16 protein-coding genes are annotated in these 16,600 nt (G+C 67.7%); 9 read left to right on the top strand and 7 right to left on the bottom strand.

The features are described from left to right. Window positions 1-6 precede the first annotated feature (6 nt). Together ABZ297_RS06720 and ABZ297_RS06715 are read right to left on the bottom strand one after the other, a co-directional pair. Window positions 7-837, bottom strand: a complete 831-nt coding sequence (locus ABZ297_RS06720; RefSeq protein WP_355340481.1) for a polysaccharide deacetylase family protein — start codon at window positions 835-837, stop codon at window positions 7-9. Window positions 838-905: 68 nt separating this feature from the next. Then, window positions 906-1,313 (bottom strand): RidA family protein, encoded by a 408-nt coding sequence (locus ABZ297_RS06715; protein WP_355340478.1) that lies wholly within the window; start codon window positions 1,311-1,313, stop codon window positions 906-908. Between the two features lie 105 nt (window positions 1,314-1,418). On the opposite strand from ABZ297_RS06715, the gene ABZ297_RS06710 reads away from it, so the two are divergent. From ABZ297_RS06710 to ABZ297_RS06695, 4 genes are all read left to right on the top strand, one after another. Beyond that, entirely contained in the window at window positions 1,419-1,835 is a 417-nt protein-coding gene (locus tag ABZ297_RS06710) for a helix-turn-helix domain-containing protein (RefSeq protein WP_355340475.1), read from the top strand. A 113-nt stretch (window positions 1,836-1,948) separates the two neighbouring features. After that, entirely contained in the window at window positions 1,949-2,827 is an 879-nt protein-coding gene (locus ABZ297_RS06705) for a helix-turn-helix domain-containing protein (protein ID WP_355340472.1), read from the top strand. A 60-nt stretch (window positions 2,828-2,887) separates the two neighbouring features. Further along, the gene (locus ABZ297_RS06700) at window positions 2,888-3,325 is read left to right on the top strand and encodes an SRPBCC family protein (protein WP_355340469.1); all 438 of its coding nucleotides are present in this window, start codon (window positions 2,888-2,890) and stop codon (window positions 3,323-3,325) included. 9 nt (window positions 3,326-3,334) lie between these two features. Beyond that, a complete protein-coding gene (locus ABZ297_RS06695; protein WP_355340539.1) occupies window positions 3,335-3,580 on the top strand; it encodes a transposase in 246 nt (81 codons plus the stop codon). Between the two features lie 3 nt (window positions 3,581-3,583). On the opposite strand, the gene ABZ297_RS06690 is transcribed toward ABZ297_RS06695, so the two are convergent. Beyond that, window positions 3,584-4,615 carry a medium chain dehydrogenase/reductase family protein gene (locus ABZ297_RS06690; protein ID WP_355340466.1) on the bottom strand — a complete coding sequence of 344 codons (1,032 nt, stop codon included), beginning with the start codon at window positions 4,613-4,615 and terminating at the stop codon, window positions 3,584-3,586. A gap of 315 nt (window positions 4,616-4,930) precedes the next feature. Between ABZ297_RS06690 and ABZ297_RS06685 the strand changes: the two genes are divergently transcribed. The 3 genes from ABZ297_RS06685 (at window position 4,931) to ABZ297_RS06675 (ending at window position 9,502) form a co-directional block, all read left to right on the top strand. Next, window positions 4,931-5,683, top strand: coding sequence for a DUF429 domain-containing protein (locus tag ABZ297_RS06685; RefSeq protein ID WP_355340463.1), 753 nt, complete (start codon window positions 4,931-4,933; stop codon window positions 5,681-5,683). Between the two features lie 133 nt (window positions 5,684-5,816). Continuing rightward, window positions 5,817-7,640, top strand: coding sequence for an ABC transporter ATP-binding protein (locus ABZ297_RS06680; protein ID WP_355340460.1), 1,824 nt, complete (start codon window positions 5,817-5,819; stop codon window positions 7,638-7,640). After that, a complete protein-coding gene (locus ABZ297_RS06675; protein WP_355340457.1) occupies window positions 7,640-9,502 on the top strand; it encodes an ABC transporter ATP-binding protein in 1,863 nt (620 codons plus the stop codon). Before ABZ297_RS06680 ends, ABZ297_RS06675 begins: the two co-directional genes overlap by 1 nt. Before the next feature lie 239 nt (window positions 9,503-9,741). On the opposite strand, the gene ABZ297_RS06670 is transcribed toward ABZ297_RS06675, so the two are convergent. Together ABZ297_RS06670 and ABZ297_RS06665 are read right to left on the bottom strand one after the other, a co-directional pair. Continuing rightward, window positions 9,742-10,500, bottom strand: coding sequence for a GntR family transcriptional regulator (locus tag ABZ297_RS06670; protein WP_355340454.1), 759 nt, complete (start codon window positions 10,498-10,500; stop codon window positions 9,742-9,744). 38 nt (window positions 10,501-10,538) lie between these two features. Next, the gene (locus tag ABZ297_RS06665; RefSeq protein ID WP_355340451.1) at window positions 10,539-11,579 is read right to left on the bottom strand and encodes a hypothetical protein; all 1,041 of its coding nucleotides are present in this window, start codon (window positions 11,577-11,579) and stop codon (window positions 10,539-10,541) included. On the opposite strand from ABZ297_RS06665, the gene ABZ297_RS06660 reads away from it, so the two are divergent. Beyond that, complete coding sequence (locus ABZ297_RS06660; RefSeq protein WP_355340448.1) at window positions 11,578-12,030, top strand: AAA family ATPase; 453 nt, start codon at window positions 11,578-11,580, stop codon at window positions 12,028-12,030. The genes ABZ297_RS06665 and ABZ297_RS06660 overlap by 2 nt on opposite strands. Before the next feature lie 128 nt (window positions 12,031-12,158). Here the strand turns inward: ABZ297_RS06660 and ABZ297_RS06655 are convergent, their stop codons facing one another. Together ABZ297_RS06655 and ABZ297_RS06650 are read right to left on the bottom strand one after the other, a co-directional pair. Then, the gene (locus tag ABZ297_RS06655; RefSeq protein ID WP_355340445.1) at window positions 12,159-13,595 is read right to left on the bottom strand and encodes an FAD-binding protein; all 1,437 of its coding nucleotides are present in this window, start codon (window positions 13,593-13,595) and stop codon (window positions 12,159-12,161) included. Between the two features lie 534 nt (window positions 13,596-14,129). Next, the gene (locus ABZ297_RS06650) at window positions 14,130-15,281 is read right to left on the bottom strand and encodes an acyltransferase family protein (protein WP_355340442.1); all 1,152 of its coding nucleotides are present in this window, start codon (window positions 15,279-15,281) and stop codon (window positions 14,130-14,132) included. A 325-nt stretch (window positions 15,282-15,606) separates the two neighbouring features. Here ABZ297_RS06650 and ABZ297_RS06645 point away from each other — a divergent pair, with 325 nt between their 5' ends. Beyond that, window positions 15,607-16,590 (top strand): HAMP domain-containing sensor histidine kinase, encoded by a 984-nt coding sequence (locus ABZ297_RS06645; protein ID WP_355340439.1) that lies wholly within the window; start codon window positions 15,607-15,609, stop codon window positions 16,588-16,590. The last annotated feature ends 10 nt before the right edge of the window (window positions 16,591-16,600 follow it).

The following is a 16,600-nucleotide window of genomic DNA, read 5'->3' as shown; positions in this document are numbered from 1 at the left end:
ACCAGGTCAGGCGTGCCCGGCTACTCCAGCGTCGAGCTCGTCAAAGCCCCGGCAGGGGAGGCCGAGCTCGGCAGCCTGAGCCAGGATCGCCTCCACTCGCGCGGGCGCGGTGTGGTTGGCCTCATGGCGGTCCGCAACGGCGTGGCCGTACAGCGTCAGGCACTCCTGCCGGTCGGCCGCGCGCCGCAGGGCGGCCGAGACGGAGGCGTCGCCGACACCGGCGGGCCGGAAGGCCTTGCCGGTGTCGATCGAGGCGCCCAGCAGCACCCGCCGGGAGGGGACCTCCGCGAGTGGGACGAACAGGTCGTCCAGCGTCGACAGGTCAACGGCCGGCTTCACCGGGACTCCGCCGCGCAACCGGCTGAACACGCCGCCCAGCACCTGGTCGCTCTTCTCGCAGTGGCGGCTGACCGGGTAGGCGAAGGAGCGCGGCGCGAACCCCTGGGCGCGCAGCAGCTCCACGCAGGGGGTGACGTCCTCGGCCAAGTAGCCGTCGCCGCCCAGTTCGGCGATGCGGTCGGGCGCCCAGCGGTGACGCCAGCCGTGCGCGCCCACCGTGTGGCCGTCGGCGGCCAGGTCGCGCAGCATCCGCCACTCCTCGGCGTCGAGGCGGTCCGGCTCGCTGATGAAGAACGACACCCGCGCGTCGTAGGCGGTGAACAGCCCGCGGACCGCGCTCCACGTGCGGACGAAGTAGTCGTCGAAGGTGAGCAGCAGCATCCGGCCAGCGTAGCGGAAAGCGCTTTCCCTGAGTAGTGTCACGCTCATCACCTGATCGGCGGTGTCGGCCGGCAGCGCGTCGATCTCGAGGGGCAGCCCGCCGACAAGACCTGGCAAACCCCGGCAATCCCGCAGACCGGCTGGCTCTCAGCCGCCCTCTGTGACTGAGAGCCGCAAGCATCTGTTCAGTCGAGGATCGCGGTGGCTTCGATCTCGACCAGATGGTCGGGGAGGTCCAGTGCCGCAACGCCCAGCAGTGTGGCCGGTGGGACCGGAGTGACCCCCAGCTTCGCGGCCGCCCGGGAGATCCCCTCCAGGAGTGAGGGCATCTTGTCAGGGGTCCAGTCGACGACGTGGACGGTCAGTTTCGCCACGTCGTCGAAGGAGCCGCCGACCTCGGCCAGCGCGGTGCCGATGTTGAGGTAGCACTGCTCGACCTGCGCGGCGAGGTCACCTTCGCCGACCGTGACTCCATCGGCGTCCCAGGCGACCTGCCCGGCGATGAAGACCAGCTTCGACCCTGATGCGATCGACACCTGCCGGTAGACATCGATTTTGGGCAGTTCTTTGGGGTTTACCAGGGTGATGGCCATGCTGTCTGCCTCCTTGTCCGGGCTCCGGTGAGCCCGCGTCCGTCAAACCAGGACGCTCGTAGTCTCTTGTGGTTACTCAGGAACTGTAGGAGAGTGTTCGCTGACATGGAAGAACGCACTTTTCAGCGACTGGGGAACCTGATGGTGACCAAGCAGTTCAAGGGCTCACTCGAGGAAGCGGACCTGAGGCGCGCGGACTCCTTGGCGCGGGAGATCTTCTCGGACGTCGCCAACAAGTGGGCGTTCCTGATCATCGAGTCCATCGGTGACCGCACCCTGCGCTTCAGCGAGTTGCGGAACGAGATCGAGGGCATCAGCCACAAGATGCTCACCCAGAACCTGCGCATGCTGGAGCGCAACGGCCTGGTCGAGCGAGAGGTGTACCCCACCGTGCCGCCGCGGGTCGAGTACACCCTCACCGAGCCGGGCCAAGGCCTGCGGGCAACGGTCGATGGCATGTGCGGCTGGACCCACCAGTACCTCGGTCACATCGAGGCCTCCCGCCGCCGCTTCGACGCCTGAAGGCTGGAGCACGCGCACGCGCCGCCTGCGTCGCCTGGGCGACGGCGAGAGAAGTCATCGATGTCGATCACAGGGTGCCGGTTGAGTGACGGACGTGGAACTAGACTCCCGCCGTGTTCGATTCGCCTGACTTCGATGTGGCGCCCTATGCCGATATCGACATGGCACAGTACGTGCGGCGCAGCTACTGCAGCTGGGATGACGCCAACTGGCGTTCGCTGCTCGTGCAACGTTTTGTGCACGCACGCCAGGTCGAGCATCTGCTGCTGCCCGGAACGTCCGACCTGCATCTCGTGCTGTGCACGGCCGGAGAGGCCACAATGCAGGTCAGCTCTGACGGGTCATCGGCCAAGCGCCGTTGGACGGCCGGCCGGCTGGAACTCATGGTGCCGGGTCGGTCAACAGTGCGCAGCTACAAAGCGACATCGGCCCTGTCCACCATCCAGGTGCATATTCCGCAGGCTGTCATCAAGCGGACTGCAGCTCAACTGGGCGGTGCCGAGCCGGACTTCGAGGCGCTGTCCGCCAGACTGGGCACGGGCGACCCGGTCGTCGAACACCTCGTCCGGTCCCTGCCGGCCAACCGGGAGGTGGGTGACTTGTATGCCGAATCAGCTGCGGCGTTCCTCGCGGTCCACCTCCTGTCTCAGGGCCGGGAACCGCGCGTGCCGAAGAGTGAGCACGCTGCCGTCCGCAAAGGCATCGCCGTCATGCAGGACCGCCTGGCCGAGCCGCTCACTCTCGCCGACATCGCAGCTGAGGCGCACTTGAGTGTCTACCACTTCGTGCGTGTCTTCCGAGACGCCACTGGTGAGACACCGCATCGGTTTCTCACCCGGCTTCGGATCGAGCTGGCACAACGACTGCTGTCGGGTACCACCCTCACCGTCGAGCAGATCGCCGAGCGCTGCGGCTTCTCCGGACCCGGCGCCTTGTCGTCGGCGTTCCTGCGCCACGTCGGTGTGCGGCCGTCGGTCTACCGCAAGATCTGATCGCCATGTGGGCAATCTGCCGCATGCCCTCGGATAACAACGCAGCCCTACGTTTGACGGATGACGTACACCTATACCGTGACGGCGCACTCACAAGCCAACCCCGACGTCGTCTTCTCAGCCCTGATCCGCGCGGGTACTTGGCCCCTGTGGTCGCGGATCGACGTCGCAGAGGTTGAAGTCGGCGATCCGGGTGATCCCCAGCGGGTGGGTGACACCAGAGTCTTTCGTACTGGCGGAGCCGTCTCACATGAGCGAATCGTCGAGCTGATCAACGACAGGCGGTTCGTGTACGAGAATCTGAACGGACCGTTCCTGTTTTACCAAGGTGCCGTCGAACTGGCACAGCCACGTGATGGCGGCACGGACATAGTCTGGTCCGCACGCTTTGCACCTAAGTTGCCGCTGTCTGGCCCCTTTTGGCGTTGGTACCTGACCCGTTTCATGCAACGCATGGTCGATGGGCTCGCCAGGCATGCGGAGGACAGCAGATACTGACGCGCCGACCTGCGTCCCGGCACGCCGCACAGGCGTCCTGTAGATCTCCATCCCACAGGGCCACGTCGCTGGCTGGTAGAGCGGAGGTTCGCCTGGCTGGGACGGTGCCACCGTCTGTCCAGGGGCTACGAACACCTCCGCATCAACGCGGAGAACGTCGTCTACCTCGCCGTGGCCATGCTGTTCCTACGTCGACTCCCAAGAACGCCCCGCGTCATAAGGGTGTGGCGTGGCGGTGCCGGCCCGGGGCCATGAGGGTCAGGGAGTCAGGACGACCTTGCCGGTGACGGTGCCGGACTCCGCCAGGCGCAGGGCTTCGGCGGCCCTGGTGAGCGGCAGCTGGGTGGCGATGCGGGCGGTGACGTCGCCGCGGCGGACTGCGGTGAAGACCTCGGTCAGGTCGTTGCGCAGCCGGGCGCGGAAGCGGTCCTTGTTCAGCGTCCGGCCGGCCCAGATGTTGTAGAAGTGGGCGCGGCGGCCGTTGGGCAGGATGTTCCAGAGCCAGGTGCGGGCGAGGATCTTCAGCACGGGCCACTGCTTGGAGCCGGTGTCGTCGCGGGTGGAGGCGCTGCCGTAGGCGACGAGGGTGCCGCCGGGGGCGAGCAGGTGCCAGGAGTCGATGACGCTGCGTCCGCCGACGTGGTCGAAGACGGCGTCCACTCCGCCGGGGGCCAGCTTGCGGACCTGGGTCGGCACGTTTCCGGTGCGGTAGTCGACCGGGGTGACGCCCAACTCCCGCAGAGCGTCATGGTGCCGGGTGGAGGCCGTGCCGATCACCTTCACGCCGGCTGCGCGGGCGAGTTGGACCAGTACCAGGCCCACGCCGCCGCCGGCGCCGTGCACCAGGACGGTCTGCCCGGCGCGCACGCGGGCCTTGCGGTGCAGCATCTGCCAGGCGGTGACGCCGTTGACCACGACGGTCTCGGCCGTGGCCGCGGTCAGGCCGTCGGGGACCTCGACCGCGTCCTTCGCGTCGACGAGCACGTGGCTGGCCCAGCCGCCGACCTTGACCAGCGCAGCCACTCGCCGTCCGGCCAGGCCTGGGTCGACTCCCTGGCCGGTCGACAGCACCCGGCCCACCAGGTCGTAGCCGGGCACGAACGGGAACGGCGGCTGGTCGTAGTACCGCCCGCGGCGCATCTGCTGCTCGGCGAAGGAGACACCGGTCGCCTCCATGGCGATCACGATCTGTCCCGGGCCGGGGTCCGGCACGGTCGTGTGTCGGATCTGCAGGCCTTCCGGGGCCACGATGCCCGGCAGAACGACCTGGACGAGGGGATGACTGTTCACGGCTGCTTTCTTTCTCTATGAGTTATCGCGTTCGTTAGAAGTTATAACCCAACGAAGCGTGATGGTCAATCGCGCACGTGATACCTTCTAACTGAATGATCGGGTAAGAGAGCGATAGGTGCAGGTCAGGGACCCTCTTCCAAGCTGTTCTCGAAGGTCCTCGCGGAGGCTCTGACCTGCATGTCCGTTGAGAATTTCGCCGATGCCACCGAGACCCCCTGAAGGCGCGGTTCGGGCCGAAGGCGTCCGGAGATTTGGGCATTTCCGAGATCGTGTTGATCGCCCGGTCGTGGGACGCGGCTCTATCGTGAGGGCATGTTGACGGTCGGCATCGACCTGGCCGCGGAGGCGGTGCGGACCGCGGTGGCGTGGCTGGACTGGTCGGCCGGCCGTGTCCGGCTGGTCAGGGTGGTGGTCGGGGCGGACGATGATCTGATCGTTGAGGCGGTGATGGGCGCCGGCAAGGCGGGGATCGACTGCCCGCTCGGCTGGCCCGACAAGTTCGTGGACTTCGTCACAGCCCATCGCGCCGGGCATGTTGAGGTGCCGAAGGAGGTGGCGGGCCGGGCGTGGCGGCGGGATCTGGCGTTGCGGGTCACCGATCAGGCGGTGTACGAGCAGACGGGGCTGACGCCGTTGAGCGTGTCGGCCGACCGTATCGGGCATGCCACCATGCGCTGCGCCGCTGTGCTGGCCGAGCTCGCACGGCGGGGGCGGCCGGTGGATCGGCGTGGTGGAGGGGCTGTTGTGGAGGTGTATCCGGCCGCTTGCTTGAAGGGGTGGGGGTTGCCGTACCGGGGGTACAAGCGCACGGCCAACCTCACCGAGTTGGGGCGGCTTGTGGACCGGATGCTGGAGGTGGCGCCGTGGCTGGAGCTGGGAGAGTACGAGCCGCTCTGCCGGGCCTCTGACGACGCCACGGATGCTGTCGTGTCCGCGCTCGCCGCACGCGCGTCGGCCCTCGGCCTCGTGACCGTGCCGACGAGCGAGCAGGAAGGTGTGGCGGGCACAGAAGGCTGGATCGCGCTGCCCACCGCGCCTCTGGACCGCCTCCTCACGGGCGGGTGAGGTTGTCGCAAGCGTCACCGCGACTCGCCCGGCGCCGCCCTGGGGCTGCCGAAAACCGATGGGAATCTGTCGGTGGCCGATGGTAGAAACCAGGTTCGACGATCGCAGCTCGCGGCCAGGGGAGGGTCTGCCTGTGACCACCAGCAGTTCGGAGTTCTCCACCTCCGGCCCGCGCTACAACCGGCGTGGCCCGGTGCGCTGGCTCTGGTCCCATCTGCGCCGCCATCCGGTCCACCTCGTCGGGTTCCTCGGCGGGTCGCTGGTCATGGTGGTGCTCAACGCCATGGTGCCGCAGTTCACCGGTGACGCCTTCGACGCCGTGCTCGGCCACCGGGGCGAGCCGCTCGACGCGCTCGGGCTGATCGCGCTGGCGTTGCTGGCGATCGTGCTGGCCAGGGGGGTGTTCGACCTCGTGGCCCGGCTGTCGAGCGAGGTGCTGGCCAAGCGGCTGGAGCGGGATACGCGCGACGAGCTGTACGTGAGCCTGCTCGGCAAGAGCCAGACCTTCCACAACCGGCAGCGGGTCGGCGACCTGATGGCCAGGGCCGCCAACGACGTCCGGCAGCTTTCCATCATGATCACACCCGGCGTCGACCTGATCGTCGACTCGGGGCTCAGCGGGCTGGTGCCGCTCTTCTTCATCGCTGCTATCGACCCGCGGCTGCTGCTGGCGCCGGGGGTGTTCGCGGTCGTGTTCGCGATCGCGCTCTGGCACTACATGAAGCAGCTCAACCCCGTGGCGACGCGCATGCGCGAGCAGTTCGGCGACCTCAACGCGGGGCTCAACCAGGCCGTGCGCGGCATCGAGGTAATCAAGGTGACCGCGCAGGAGGGGCAGGAGCGGCGGCGGTTCCGGGCCAACGCGCGGCGCTATCGTGACTCGTTCGTACATAACGGGCTGGTCCAGGCACGCTACCTGCCCACCCTGCTGTTCTCCTTCGCCATGGCGGGGGCGCTGTGGCACGGCCTCTATCTCCAGAGCGTCGGGGCGATCACCATCGGTGAGCTCGTGGCGTTCATGGGGCTCATGGGCATGCTCGCGTTCCCGACGCAGATGTCGATCTTCACGTTCTCGCTGATCCAGATCGGCATCGTGTCCTCGCGGAGGATCCTCGGCGTCATGACCTCAGACAGCGAGATCGAGCAGCGGGCGGACGGGCACGCCGCGCCGATCAGCGGGGAGATCGTCTTCGACGACGTGACGTTCGGCTACGAGGACGACGAGGGGCCGGTGCTGCGCGGGATGACGTTCACCGTGCAGCCGGGGGAGACGGTGGCGATCGTCGGCGAGACCGGGTCGGGCAAGAGCACGCTGACCAAGCTGGTGCCGCGGATCTACGACGTCACGTCCGGGCGGATCCTCGTCGACGGAGTCGACGTGCGCGAGTGGGACCTCGACTCGTTGCGGTCGCAGATCTCCACCATCGAACAGGACATCGTGCTGTTCTCCCGGTCCGTAACCGAGAACATCGCCTTCAGCCTGGGGCAGCGGGCCGACCACGAGGCCGTGGTGCAGGCAGCGGAGGACGCCCAGGCCGCCGAGTTCATCGCCGAGATGGACGACGGCTACGACACCGTGATCGGGGAGCGCGGCGTCACGCTCTCCGGAGGGCAGCGGCAGCGTCTGGCCATCGCGCGGGCGTTGCTGACCGACCCGGCGATCCTCGTGCTCGACGACTCGACCAGCGCCATCGACTCCGCGACCGAAGACCTGATCCAGCAGGCGATCGGGCGCATCCTCGAAGGGCGCACCACCTTGTTGATCACTCACCGCCTGTCCCAGATCCGGTGGGCGGACAAGGTCCTGCTGCTGCGGCGGGGCGAGCTGGTCGACTTCGGCACGCACGACGAGCTGATCGCGCGTAGCCGCCTCTACCGCCGGATCTTCGCGCACTACGACGAGGTGGAGACGGGCGCGGGCAGCGCCGAAGGCGGCGTGCTGAGAGGGGTGCGCTGATGGGCTTCATCATGGACGGTCTCGACGCCGAGGACTACGACCGCACCTACAGCGACCGTGACCTGCTACGCAGGATCGTCTCGTACTTTCGGCCGAAGCTGGGGGCGATGCTCCTGGTCGCCACCATGATCGTGCTGATGTCGGCGAGCCAGGCGGCGATCCCGACGCTGGGCAGCCTGGCCGTCGACGCGATCGCCGACGGGACGATCGGCCAGGTGGGCTGGTTGATCACGGCGGGCATTCTGGTCACCGGCGGGCTGTCGTGGGTGTTCAACTTCATCCGGCAGAAATACAGCGCCCGGGTCACCGGCGACGTGGTGCTGCGGCTGCGGGAGGACGCGTTCGACGCAGTGCTGGAGCGCGACCTGTCGTTCTACGACGAGACGCCGTCCGGCAAGATCGTCAGCCGGGTGACGTCCGACACCGACGACTTCGCCACCGTGTCCTCGCTGACCATGGACCTGATCAGCCAGGTGTTGATGGTCGGTTTCGTCACGGTCCTGCTGTTCCTGCGCAGTGTCGAGCTGGCCCTGCTGACCCTGCTGGTGGTGCCGATCGTGGTGGGGCTCGCGCTGCTCTTCCGGCGGCTGGCCAGGGTCAGCACGCGCAGGGCGCAGCGCTCGCTCAGCCGGGTCAACGCCAACCTGCAGGAGACCATCGGCGGCATCGCGGTGGCGAAGAACTTCCGCCAGGAACAGCAAGTCCACGACGAGTTCCGGCCTGTCAATCGGCAGAGCTACCAGGTGACACTCCGGCAGGGGTTCGTCTTCTCCACCATCTTCCCCGTGCTGTTCCTCGTGGCCGGGCTCGCGACGGTGGGCCTCGTCCAGCTGGGCGGCGTGGCGGTGCTCGACGGCGGCCTGTCCGCGGGCGACTGGTATCTGTTCCTGCAAGGGGTGTCGCTGTTCTGGTTCCCGCTGACGTCCATCGCCGCGTTCTGGTCGCAGTTCCAGCAGGGGCTGTCCGCGTCCGAGCGGGTCTTCGCGCTGATCGACGCCCCGCCGCGGGTGGTGCAGAGCGCGGCCGAGCCTCCGGGGCGGCTGGCCGGCCGCATCGAGTTCCAGAGCGTCACGTTCGGGTACGTCCCCGACCACCCCGTGCTGCGCGACTTCGACCTGTGCATCGAGGCGGGGGAGACCGTGGCGCTCGTCGGCCACACCGGCGCCGGGAAGTCGACGCTCAGCAAGCTGATCACCCGGTTCTACGAGTTCCAGGAGGGGCGGCTGCTGATCGACGGCCGTGACATCCGCACTCTGGAGCTGGGCGCGTACCGCAGCCAGATCGGCGCCGTGCCGCAGGCCCCGTTCCTGTTCAGCGGCACGGTCGCCGACAACATCCGCTATCCGAGACCGGAGGCGGGCGACGACGAGGTGCTCGCGGCGGCGGCCGCGGTCGGCGGCGGCGACTGGATCGACGCCCTGCCCCACGGGCTGGAGACGGACGTGGGCGAGCACGGCCGCGCGCTGTCGATGGGCCAGCGGCAGTTGGTCGCGCTGGCCCGGCTGCTGATCCAGGATCCGGCGATCGTGGTCCTGGACGAGGCGACGGCGAGCGTCGACCCGCTGACCGAGGCGCAGATCCAGGAAGGCCTGGATGTGGTGTTGGCCGGGCGGACCTCGATCGTCATCGCGCACCGGCTGTCCACGATCGAGCACGTCGACCGCATCATCGTGTTGGATCACGGGCGGATCGTGGAGGAAGGCGACCACCCGACCCTGCTGGCCCGCGGGGGTCGCTACTGCGAGGTGTACAACACCTACTTCCGGCACCAGTCCCCGAACTACCGGGCCGGGACGGGGTTCGTCTCCGTCGGAGGCGCCGGGACAGTGCCGGGGCTCGGCGACGGACCAATCAGCGGGTGAACCGGCCAGAAGGCCGCGCGCATGGTGGGCGCTGCGCGCGGCCTTTGGCGGAGCGCGCTGTGGGTGCCGGATATTCGTCCGCGCAGGTCACGGGGTGAGGGTGATCGTGTGCTCCCGTCCTGAGAGTCGCGAGGGCTTCGCCGGAACGGCATGGTGATCGATTCACGGCGTCCTCACGCTCAGTGTGATCCTCGCCGCCGCTCTGCGCCGCACTCCGATGCGCCGCACACGGCATTCGATCAGGTGCCGACCTCGAAGACGACGTCGTAGAAGTCGCCACGGTAGACGGAGCGTCCCCACTCGACCACGGTGCCGAGCCGGTCCCAGGCCTGCCTGACCACCAGGAAGGAGGGCAGGGCCGGCGCGGCGCCGAGCAGGCTCGCCTCCTCCTCGCCCAGGGCGATGGCGGAGACCTGATGCACGGCACGCTCGACCTGAACGTTCCAGCGCTCGCTCAGCGTCGCGTACAACGACATGTCATCGCGAAGCACGCGCGTCAGGTCGGGGAAGCGCCGCGCGGACAGGTAGGTGTGCTCGATGGCGATCGGCGTGCCGTCCGCCGAACGAAGCCTGCGCAGCTCGATGACGCGTCCTCCCGCGTCGATGCAGAGCCGCTCGGCGAGTGCGGCGCCGGCCCTGTGGGTGCGCGCCGACAGGATGTGGGCCGCCGGCCTCTTCCCCCGGGCCCGCATCTCCTCGCTGAAGGAGGCCATGGTGGTGCCCTGCTGCAACTTCGGCTCGGCGACGAACGTGCCCGACCCGCTGGAGCGCCGGATCAGCCCCAGCATGACCAGCTCAGAGACCTTCTGCCTGACCGTTCCCCGGGCCACCTGGTAGCGCTCGGCGATCGACCGCTCGGACGGCAGCAGTGCGCCGGGCGGCAGGGCGCGCACCATGAGTTCCAGGATCTCCCTGATCTGGTCACCCTTGTTTCGGTCTGCTTCGAGCGACTCCGGCAACGCGAGATCGTGGAAGCTGTCATGAGGCGTGCGCGCCATGGCCCGACTCTAGCCTCAGCTGGTCAGGTCCGGGACGGTCAGCGGAAGTCGGTGATGCGGAGCACCGCCATCATGTCCGCCGCACGCGAACCGGTCGAGAACGAGGCTTCGGCGCCGACCCACCCCCGGAAGACGCCCTTGTCGTCGATGATCTGCATGAGCGGTTTGACGTGGGAGTTGCCGGTGTAGCAGAACTCGCCGCGCTCCATCGCCAGGCAGGTGCACCAGTGCCACAGCGTGTCGCGGCGGTCGGAGTTGGAGATCTTCGTGAGGTAGTACTGGATGGAGCTCACGTTGGAGCGCGTTCCGCCGCCGTACTTGGGGCAGCCGCCGGACTTCTGGCACGCACCGCGGGAGGACGGCTGCAGATAGGTCAGGCACGAGGTGCTGGTGGCGCAGGTTCGGAAGGCTGCATGGGCGAACGGCTGGCCGCTGGATGTGACGAGTTTGCCGCCGGCCCAGCTCGTCAGATCCTGCCTGAGTGAGCCGGGGAACGCCTTCACCGAACTCATCGCGCGCCGGGTGGCGAGCGTGGCGTTGCTGCCGTAGCCGTACCCGTGGGTGGCCAGCGTGCTGTGCTTGAGGTCCAGACGGGCCAGGCTCCCGTCGGGGGAGGGCCGTACGTACCACTGCTCCGTCCAGGTCTGGGCGATCTTCCAGCGGATGCTCACCACGTTTCCGGACACGGTGTAGGTTCCGGTGCGGCTCTCGTCGGGAGCGCCGGTGAAGCCTCCGGCGGTGAGCACCTCGCAGGTACGGGGGCGCGATCCGGAACCGCCTGCTTTGGTGGTGCAGCCCGAGTCGGGGGTGGTGCCGGTGCGCTGCCTGGCCTCGGGGTGACGTTGCCACCACAGGTACAGGGCCGCGGTGACCGTGCCGTCGGGGGCGAAGCGGTAGCTGCCCAGGCGGACCCAGTTCTGTTGGGAGGCGGCCTCGAGGTGGCCTTGTGAGACGACATAGGTGGCTTTGCCGCCCGGTAGGGCGGCAACCGAGGCGTCAGCCGGCCCGGAAGGCGCGACGGTGAGGAGGAGAAGAAGGGACAGGGCTGCCGCTGCCCCGATGGAAGGAACGGTACGCATGGAGGACTCCGATGGCTTACGGGATTCGCCGATTGTCCACGGGTCACCGTATCCGGTCTATACCAGATATGTCTCCGAAACGGGCGACCGGCCTGAACGCCGAGGTCGGGGCGTTGTGGATCTCTGTTGGCTGGGCCTGTTGCGCAAGCATGCACAGGCTCTGTTGAGGCTTGGGCAGACTGTGATCTTGGAGTTTGGCTTCTGGGCGCGTTCTGAGCGGGATGAGAAGCGTTTGGGAGCGCGCGCACTCGGCCTTCCTGTCGAACTGCACTACCTGGCTGCGCCGATCGATGAGCTGTGCCGCCGCCTCGAAGCCCGCAACGGGGTGGGGGAGCCGGGGACGGTTCCGGCCAGCCGCGAGTTGCTTGAGGAGTATGTGAAGTTCTTCCAGGCCCCCGACGATGATGAGCTTGGTCTTTTCGACGAACCGCCTCCGGGCCGACGCGGATGACTGAGTGCGCCGGCCGGGGGTCCGGCAGGTTCTGTGCGTCGGCGATGGTGAACTGGTTGACGTAGTAGCCCTGCCGGTTGGCGGGCCTGCGCGCCAGCGGGCGGCCTGGGCACTGGTCCGTAAACAGTTCAGCTGGGGCGGACGGACAAGGCGTGACGGAAGACGTTGTGCGGGTCCCAGCGGCGCTTGACCTGCTGGAGCCGCGCATAGATGTCCTTGTAGTACAGCGTGTGCCATGCGGTGTCCGAGGCGTTCCACTGGGGATCGGCCAGGTCCGTGTCCGCGTAGTTGATGAAGCTGCCGTCGTCTGCTTCACCGGCCGGAACCCCGCCGCTGTCGGCGTAGATGTCTCGGTACAGGTCTCTGATCCAGCTCAGGTGCCGGGTGTCTTCGGTCGTGCCCTGCCAGCCGACGAGGTAGCCGACGAGGAAGACCGAGTCGCGATGGGGTACGGCGGTCGCAGTCGGCGAAACGGCGTTGACCTGTCCTCCGTAGGTGTTGATGAAGAGGTTCGCGTACGGATAGTTGTAGTCGGACCGGGTCAGATGCCGATAGGCGGTGGCGATCTGCTGGTCGGTCAGGCGCCGCCGCCGATATCCCGATTTGATCTTGAAGCGGAGGTCGGATGCGCCCGACTCGTATCCGAAGGCCTGCGTGGCGGCGAGCCAGGGAAGGGTGGACGACTGGCGCGCGGGCTGTATGGGGACGCCCTGTCCGAGCGCGTTCAGCAGGTCGTCCAGCAGGGCCTGCGCGCCGGTGTCGGTGGCCACCTGCCCGGACAGGGTAATGGTCTCGCTGGGCCGGCTGGGCAGGGCCAATTCGCCGTACAGGGCGGCCGCGGGTGAGCCGGGCGCCGAGTTCCGCTCGCCCCATTCTCCGAAGTTTCGGATCAGCCGGACGAACGAGTCTTGGTCGAGCTGCGACCAGGGCCACTCCACGGAGTAGTGCAACACCGTGGACGGAGGCCGGGGCAGCAAGGTGGCGGGTTCGCCGCCGTGAGCGTCGGGGGACCGGAACCAGTACCGGGTGACGATTCCGAAGTTGCCGCCGCCGCCTCCCGTGTGAGCCCACCAGAGCTCCCGGTTGGGATCCGACGGTTCTCGGGTCGCCACCACCCTCGTGGCCTCTCCCGAGGATCCCACCACGACCACTTCCACCGCGTACAGGTGGTCGACGATCAGGCCGTGCAGCCGGCACAGGGCTCCGTATCCGCCGCCACAGACATGTCCGCCTATCCCCACGTCGGGGCAGGTTCCGCCGGGAATGGTGACACCCCAGCCCAGGAACAGCTTCCGGTACGCCTCGCCCAGCGTGGTACCCGCCTCGACCATGAAGGCGCCGCGGCGCCAGTCGTACTGGACCGCGTTCATCGTTGACAGGTCAATGAGGGTTTGCACGGACGGATCGTCCACCAAGTTCTCGAAGCCGTGACCGCCGCTGCGGACCGCGATCCGCCGACCTGTCCGTACCGCTTCGTCGACCGCCTCTAGGACGTCCTCGGTGGAGACGGCCGGGCGCACGTGTTCGGGCGCGCACCGGAATCGCTGGTTGTAGCCTCTTGACACCAGCCAGCGATAGCGAGGATCGCCCGGGGCGGGATCTGGATCAGTGGCACCAGGGCGAACGGTCCCTTCGGTGGCTTGGCTCACAGTCGGCCTTCTCACGCTCAGCCGCGGTCGGGTGAAGTCGCACAGACTTGCTATTCGACCGCGATTCGAAATATGGCACGTCCAAGCTATGGGGCGGCAGGATGCAAGCCGATCACGCTTACCCCCTAGTGACGGTAGGGTTAACAGGATTGTCAGTAGCCGTCACGGCCGCCGCGACGACGACGAGCGCCGAGACCCCCGCCGTCCGGCAGCGGGCCGGCACATAGAGCGGCGCCGCCGCGAGCAGCAGCGCCGGCGGCACGTATCCCCCCACGGCGATCCCCGTCGCAGATGCGAGGCTAAGAGACCCGCGCCCGCTCCCAGACGCCGCAGCACGGAATGACGAACCACGCCGCGAGGGCACCGGGGATCAGGTCGATGGCGATGACCGCGGGCGGCCTGCGTGGGGATAGGCCCATCGTGCTCCCCGTGAGGGGAGGTTGCCGCATTTCAGAGGACGCGGCGGACGCCGGGGAGCCGGCGGATCGGGCCGGCGAGTGCGAAACAGGCCGGGAGCACCACGACAGCCGCGATCGCGAACTTCGCCGGCGTCGGGAGGTCCAGCATGCTGAGGGCGTAACCCGCCGCCGTCACCACGAACGCGTGGATCACGTACACGGTGAACACATGACCGGACAGGTACCGGCGCAGCGGCCCCTGGGTGTTGAGCCTGCGGCGGAAGAAGGTGAGCAGCGCGAGAACGATGCCGACCGCGAAGGTGGAGTCCCACAGCGCGTAGAACAGCGAGCTCAGCGTGCCGTACCCCAACATCGCGTCGGTCCCGCCGGTCAACGCGAGCGGGAGGAGCACCAGGGTGGCGCCGATGGCCATGCCGAGCCCGACCCTGCCCATCCGAGCGGTGGTGGCGTGGAACCAGCCGCGCCGGTATGCCACCGTCCCCAGGACGAAGAAGCTGACGTACTGCGGAAGGTAGGCGCTGCTCGGGAAGTTGATGACCGGCACCTCGAAACCCAGCGGGAGCGCGATCCGCAGCACGTATGTCACCAGGGCCAGTGCCGGCACGAACCCGATCACCGTCGGGTAGGTGGGCGGCTGGGGGGTTCGGTTGCGAGAGCGGCGTTCCCCGGTCACGAGGCGGAACACGGCGTAGGACCCGTCGAGGACGAGGAGCGCGAGCACGAACCACAACGGCCCGGTGCCGATGGTGTGCAGGTAGGCGTCGAGCAGCGAGCCGCCATGGTAGGAGCCGGCGTACAGGATCGGGTTGAGCACGAAGGAGAACGTCACCAGCGGGATCCCCAGGCGGACCAGCCGGTCGCGCAGGAAGGCACGCGGGCCCTTGCGGTCGTACGACCTGGGTGTGAAGTAGCCGGAGAGCAGGAAGAACGCGCCCATGAACCATGCCTGGTCGACGAGCAGGAAGACCGTCAGTCCGACCCCGACGGCTCCGCTGGTCGGCTTCTCGGTGTAGTACCAGGCCGGGAGCCCGCTGTAGGTGCCCGCGACGTGGTGCAGGACCACCAGCGAGATCAGCAGGATCCGGAGATTGTCCACGAACCACAGCCGCGGCGGGGACGCGGTGCTCTGGCCGGGCGACGCGCCAGAAAGCACGGCTGCGGTCGTGTGATCGATGGTTGCCATGTCTTGCTCTTTCTTCGTGTCGCCGGTCGTGATGCCGACGTTAGGAAGCGAACGAGCGGCGCGGTATGGGGCAGGACGTACGAGCGGGGTGGGTCCAGACCCACTTCGGAGCCGGTCCGATGGGAATCCGGCTCCAGGTTGCAGAGCTACGTCAACCCATGGTTGACGAACATGCGATCGATAAGTCCCATCAAGAGGGGGTCCCCGACTGGCGAGCTCGCGTATTCGACTACTACAGTTTGATTGGACCTGTCGCAGCTACATCCAGGGCGTTTCCGGGATGATGAGCTTGAGAGCGTGGCATCACTGCTCCGTCAAAACCCGTGTGACCACCGTGGCGAGCGCCGTCATGGCGCTGGTCTGCGTCTCCGTCACCCTGCTGCTGTTGATGGCCGCTCCCCAGCCTCCGCTCTACGGCAGTCCGGCCGTACTTGCTGAACTCATCAGTGGTTCGCTCCTGCTGATCGCGGCCACCGCGCTCGGGACGTACTGGATGATGAGCAAGACCCTGCAGCCGGTGCGCGCCATCAGCGGGAAGCTCGCCACGATCCGGCCTTCTCATCTCAGTGAGCGGGTTCCGCTGCCAAGTCATGATGACGAGTTCAAGGAGCTCGCGCAGGCCACCAACCAGACGTTGGAGCGAGCCCAGGCGGCGATCCAGGCTCAGGTGAGGTTCGCCTCGGACGCCTCCCATGACCTGCGCAACCCGCTCGCGGCGATGCGTACCGAGATCGAGGAAGCGCTCATGCGGCGAGAGGAGACCGACTGGGCGGAAACCGCCGACAGGCTGCTGGAGTCTGTTGAGCGGCTGCAGGACTTGGTGACCAACCTGCTGGAGATCTCCCGACTTGACGCGGGTGTCATCGGCCAGTACGACCTCCTCAACCTCGCCGTCCTGGTGGACGGCGAGCTCGACCACCGGCAAAGCAAGATCCGGGTGGTCAGGAGGTTCAGTAGCGGCGTGATGGTCTACGGAGAGCGGATCGGTCTCACCCGACTGCTGCACAACCTCATGGACAACGCCGAACGCCACGCCCACTCCATGGTCATGGTCACCGTCGAGCACCGGGGCGACGCTGCGGTGCTGGAGGTCTACGACGACGGGAGCGGGGTGCCGCCCGAGCAGCGGGAGGTCATCTTCGAGCGCTTCGCCCGCCTGCCAGACGCGCGTGCCAAGGACACTGGCGGCAGCGGCCTGGGCCTGCCGATCGGCCGGCAGATCGTCGAAGACCATGGTGGCACCCTCACCATCGAAGACAGCCGATCCGGGGCACGGTTCGTCGCACGCTTCCCCCGGCCAGCCGTGTGAGCGACGCAGA

Origin of the sequence: Nonomuraea sp. NPDC005983 (genome assembly GCF_040614375.1) — a bacterium.
Lineage (GTDB): Bacteria > Actinomycetota > Actinomycetes > Streptosporangiales > Streptosporangiaceae > Nonomuraea.
This window is presented reverse-complemented; position numbering and strand designations above follow the sequence as displayed.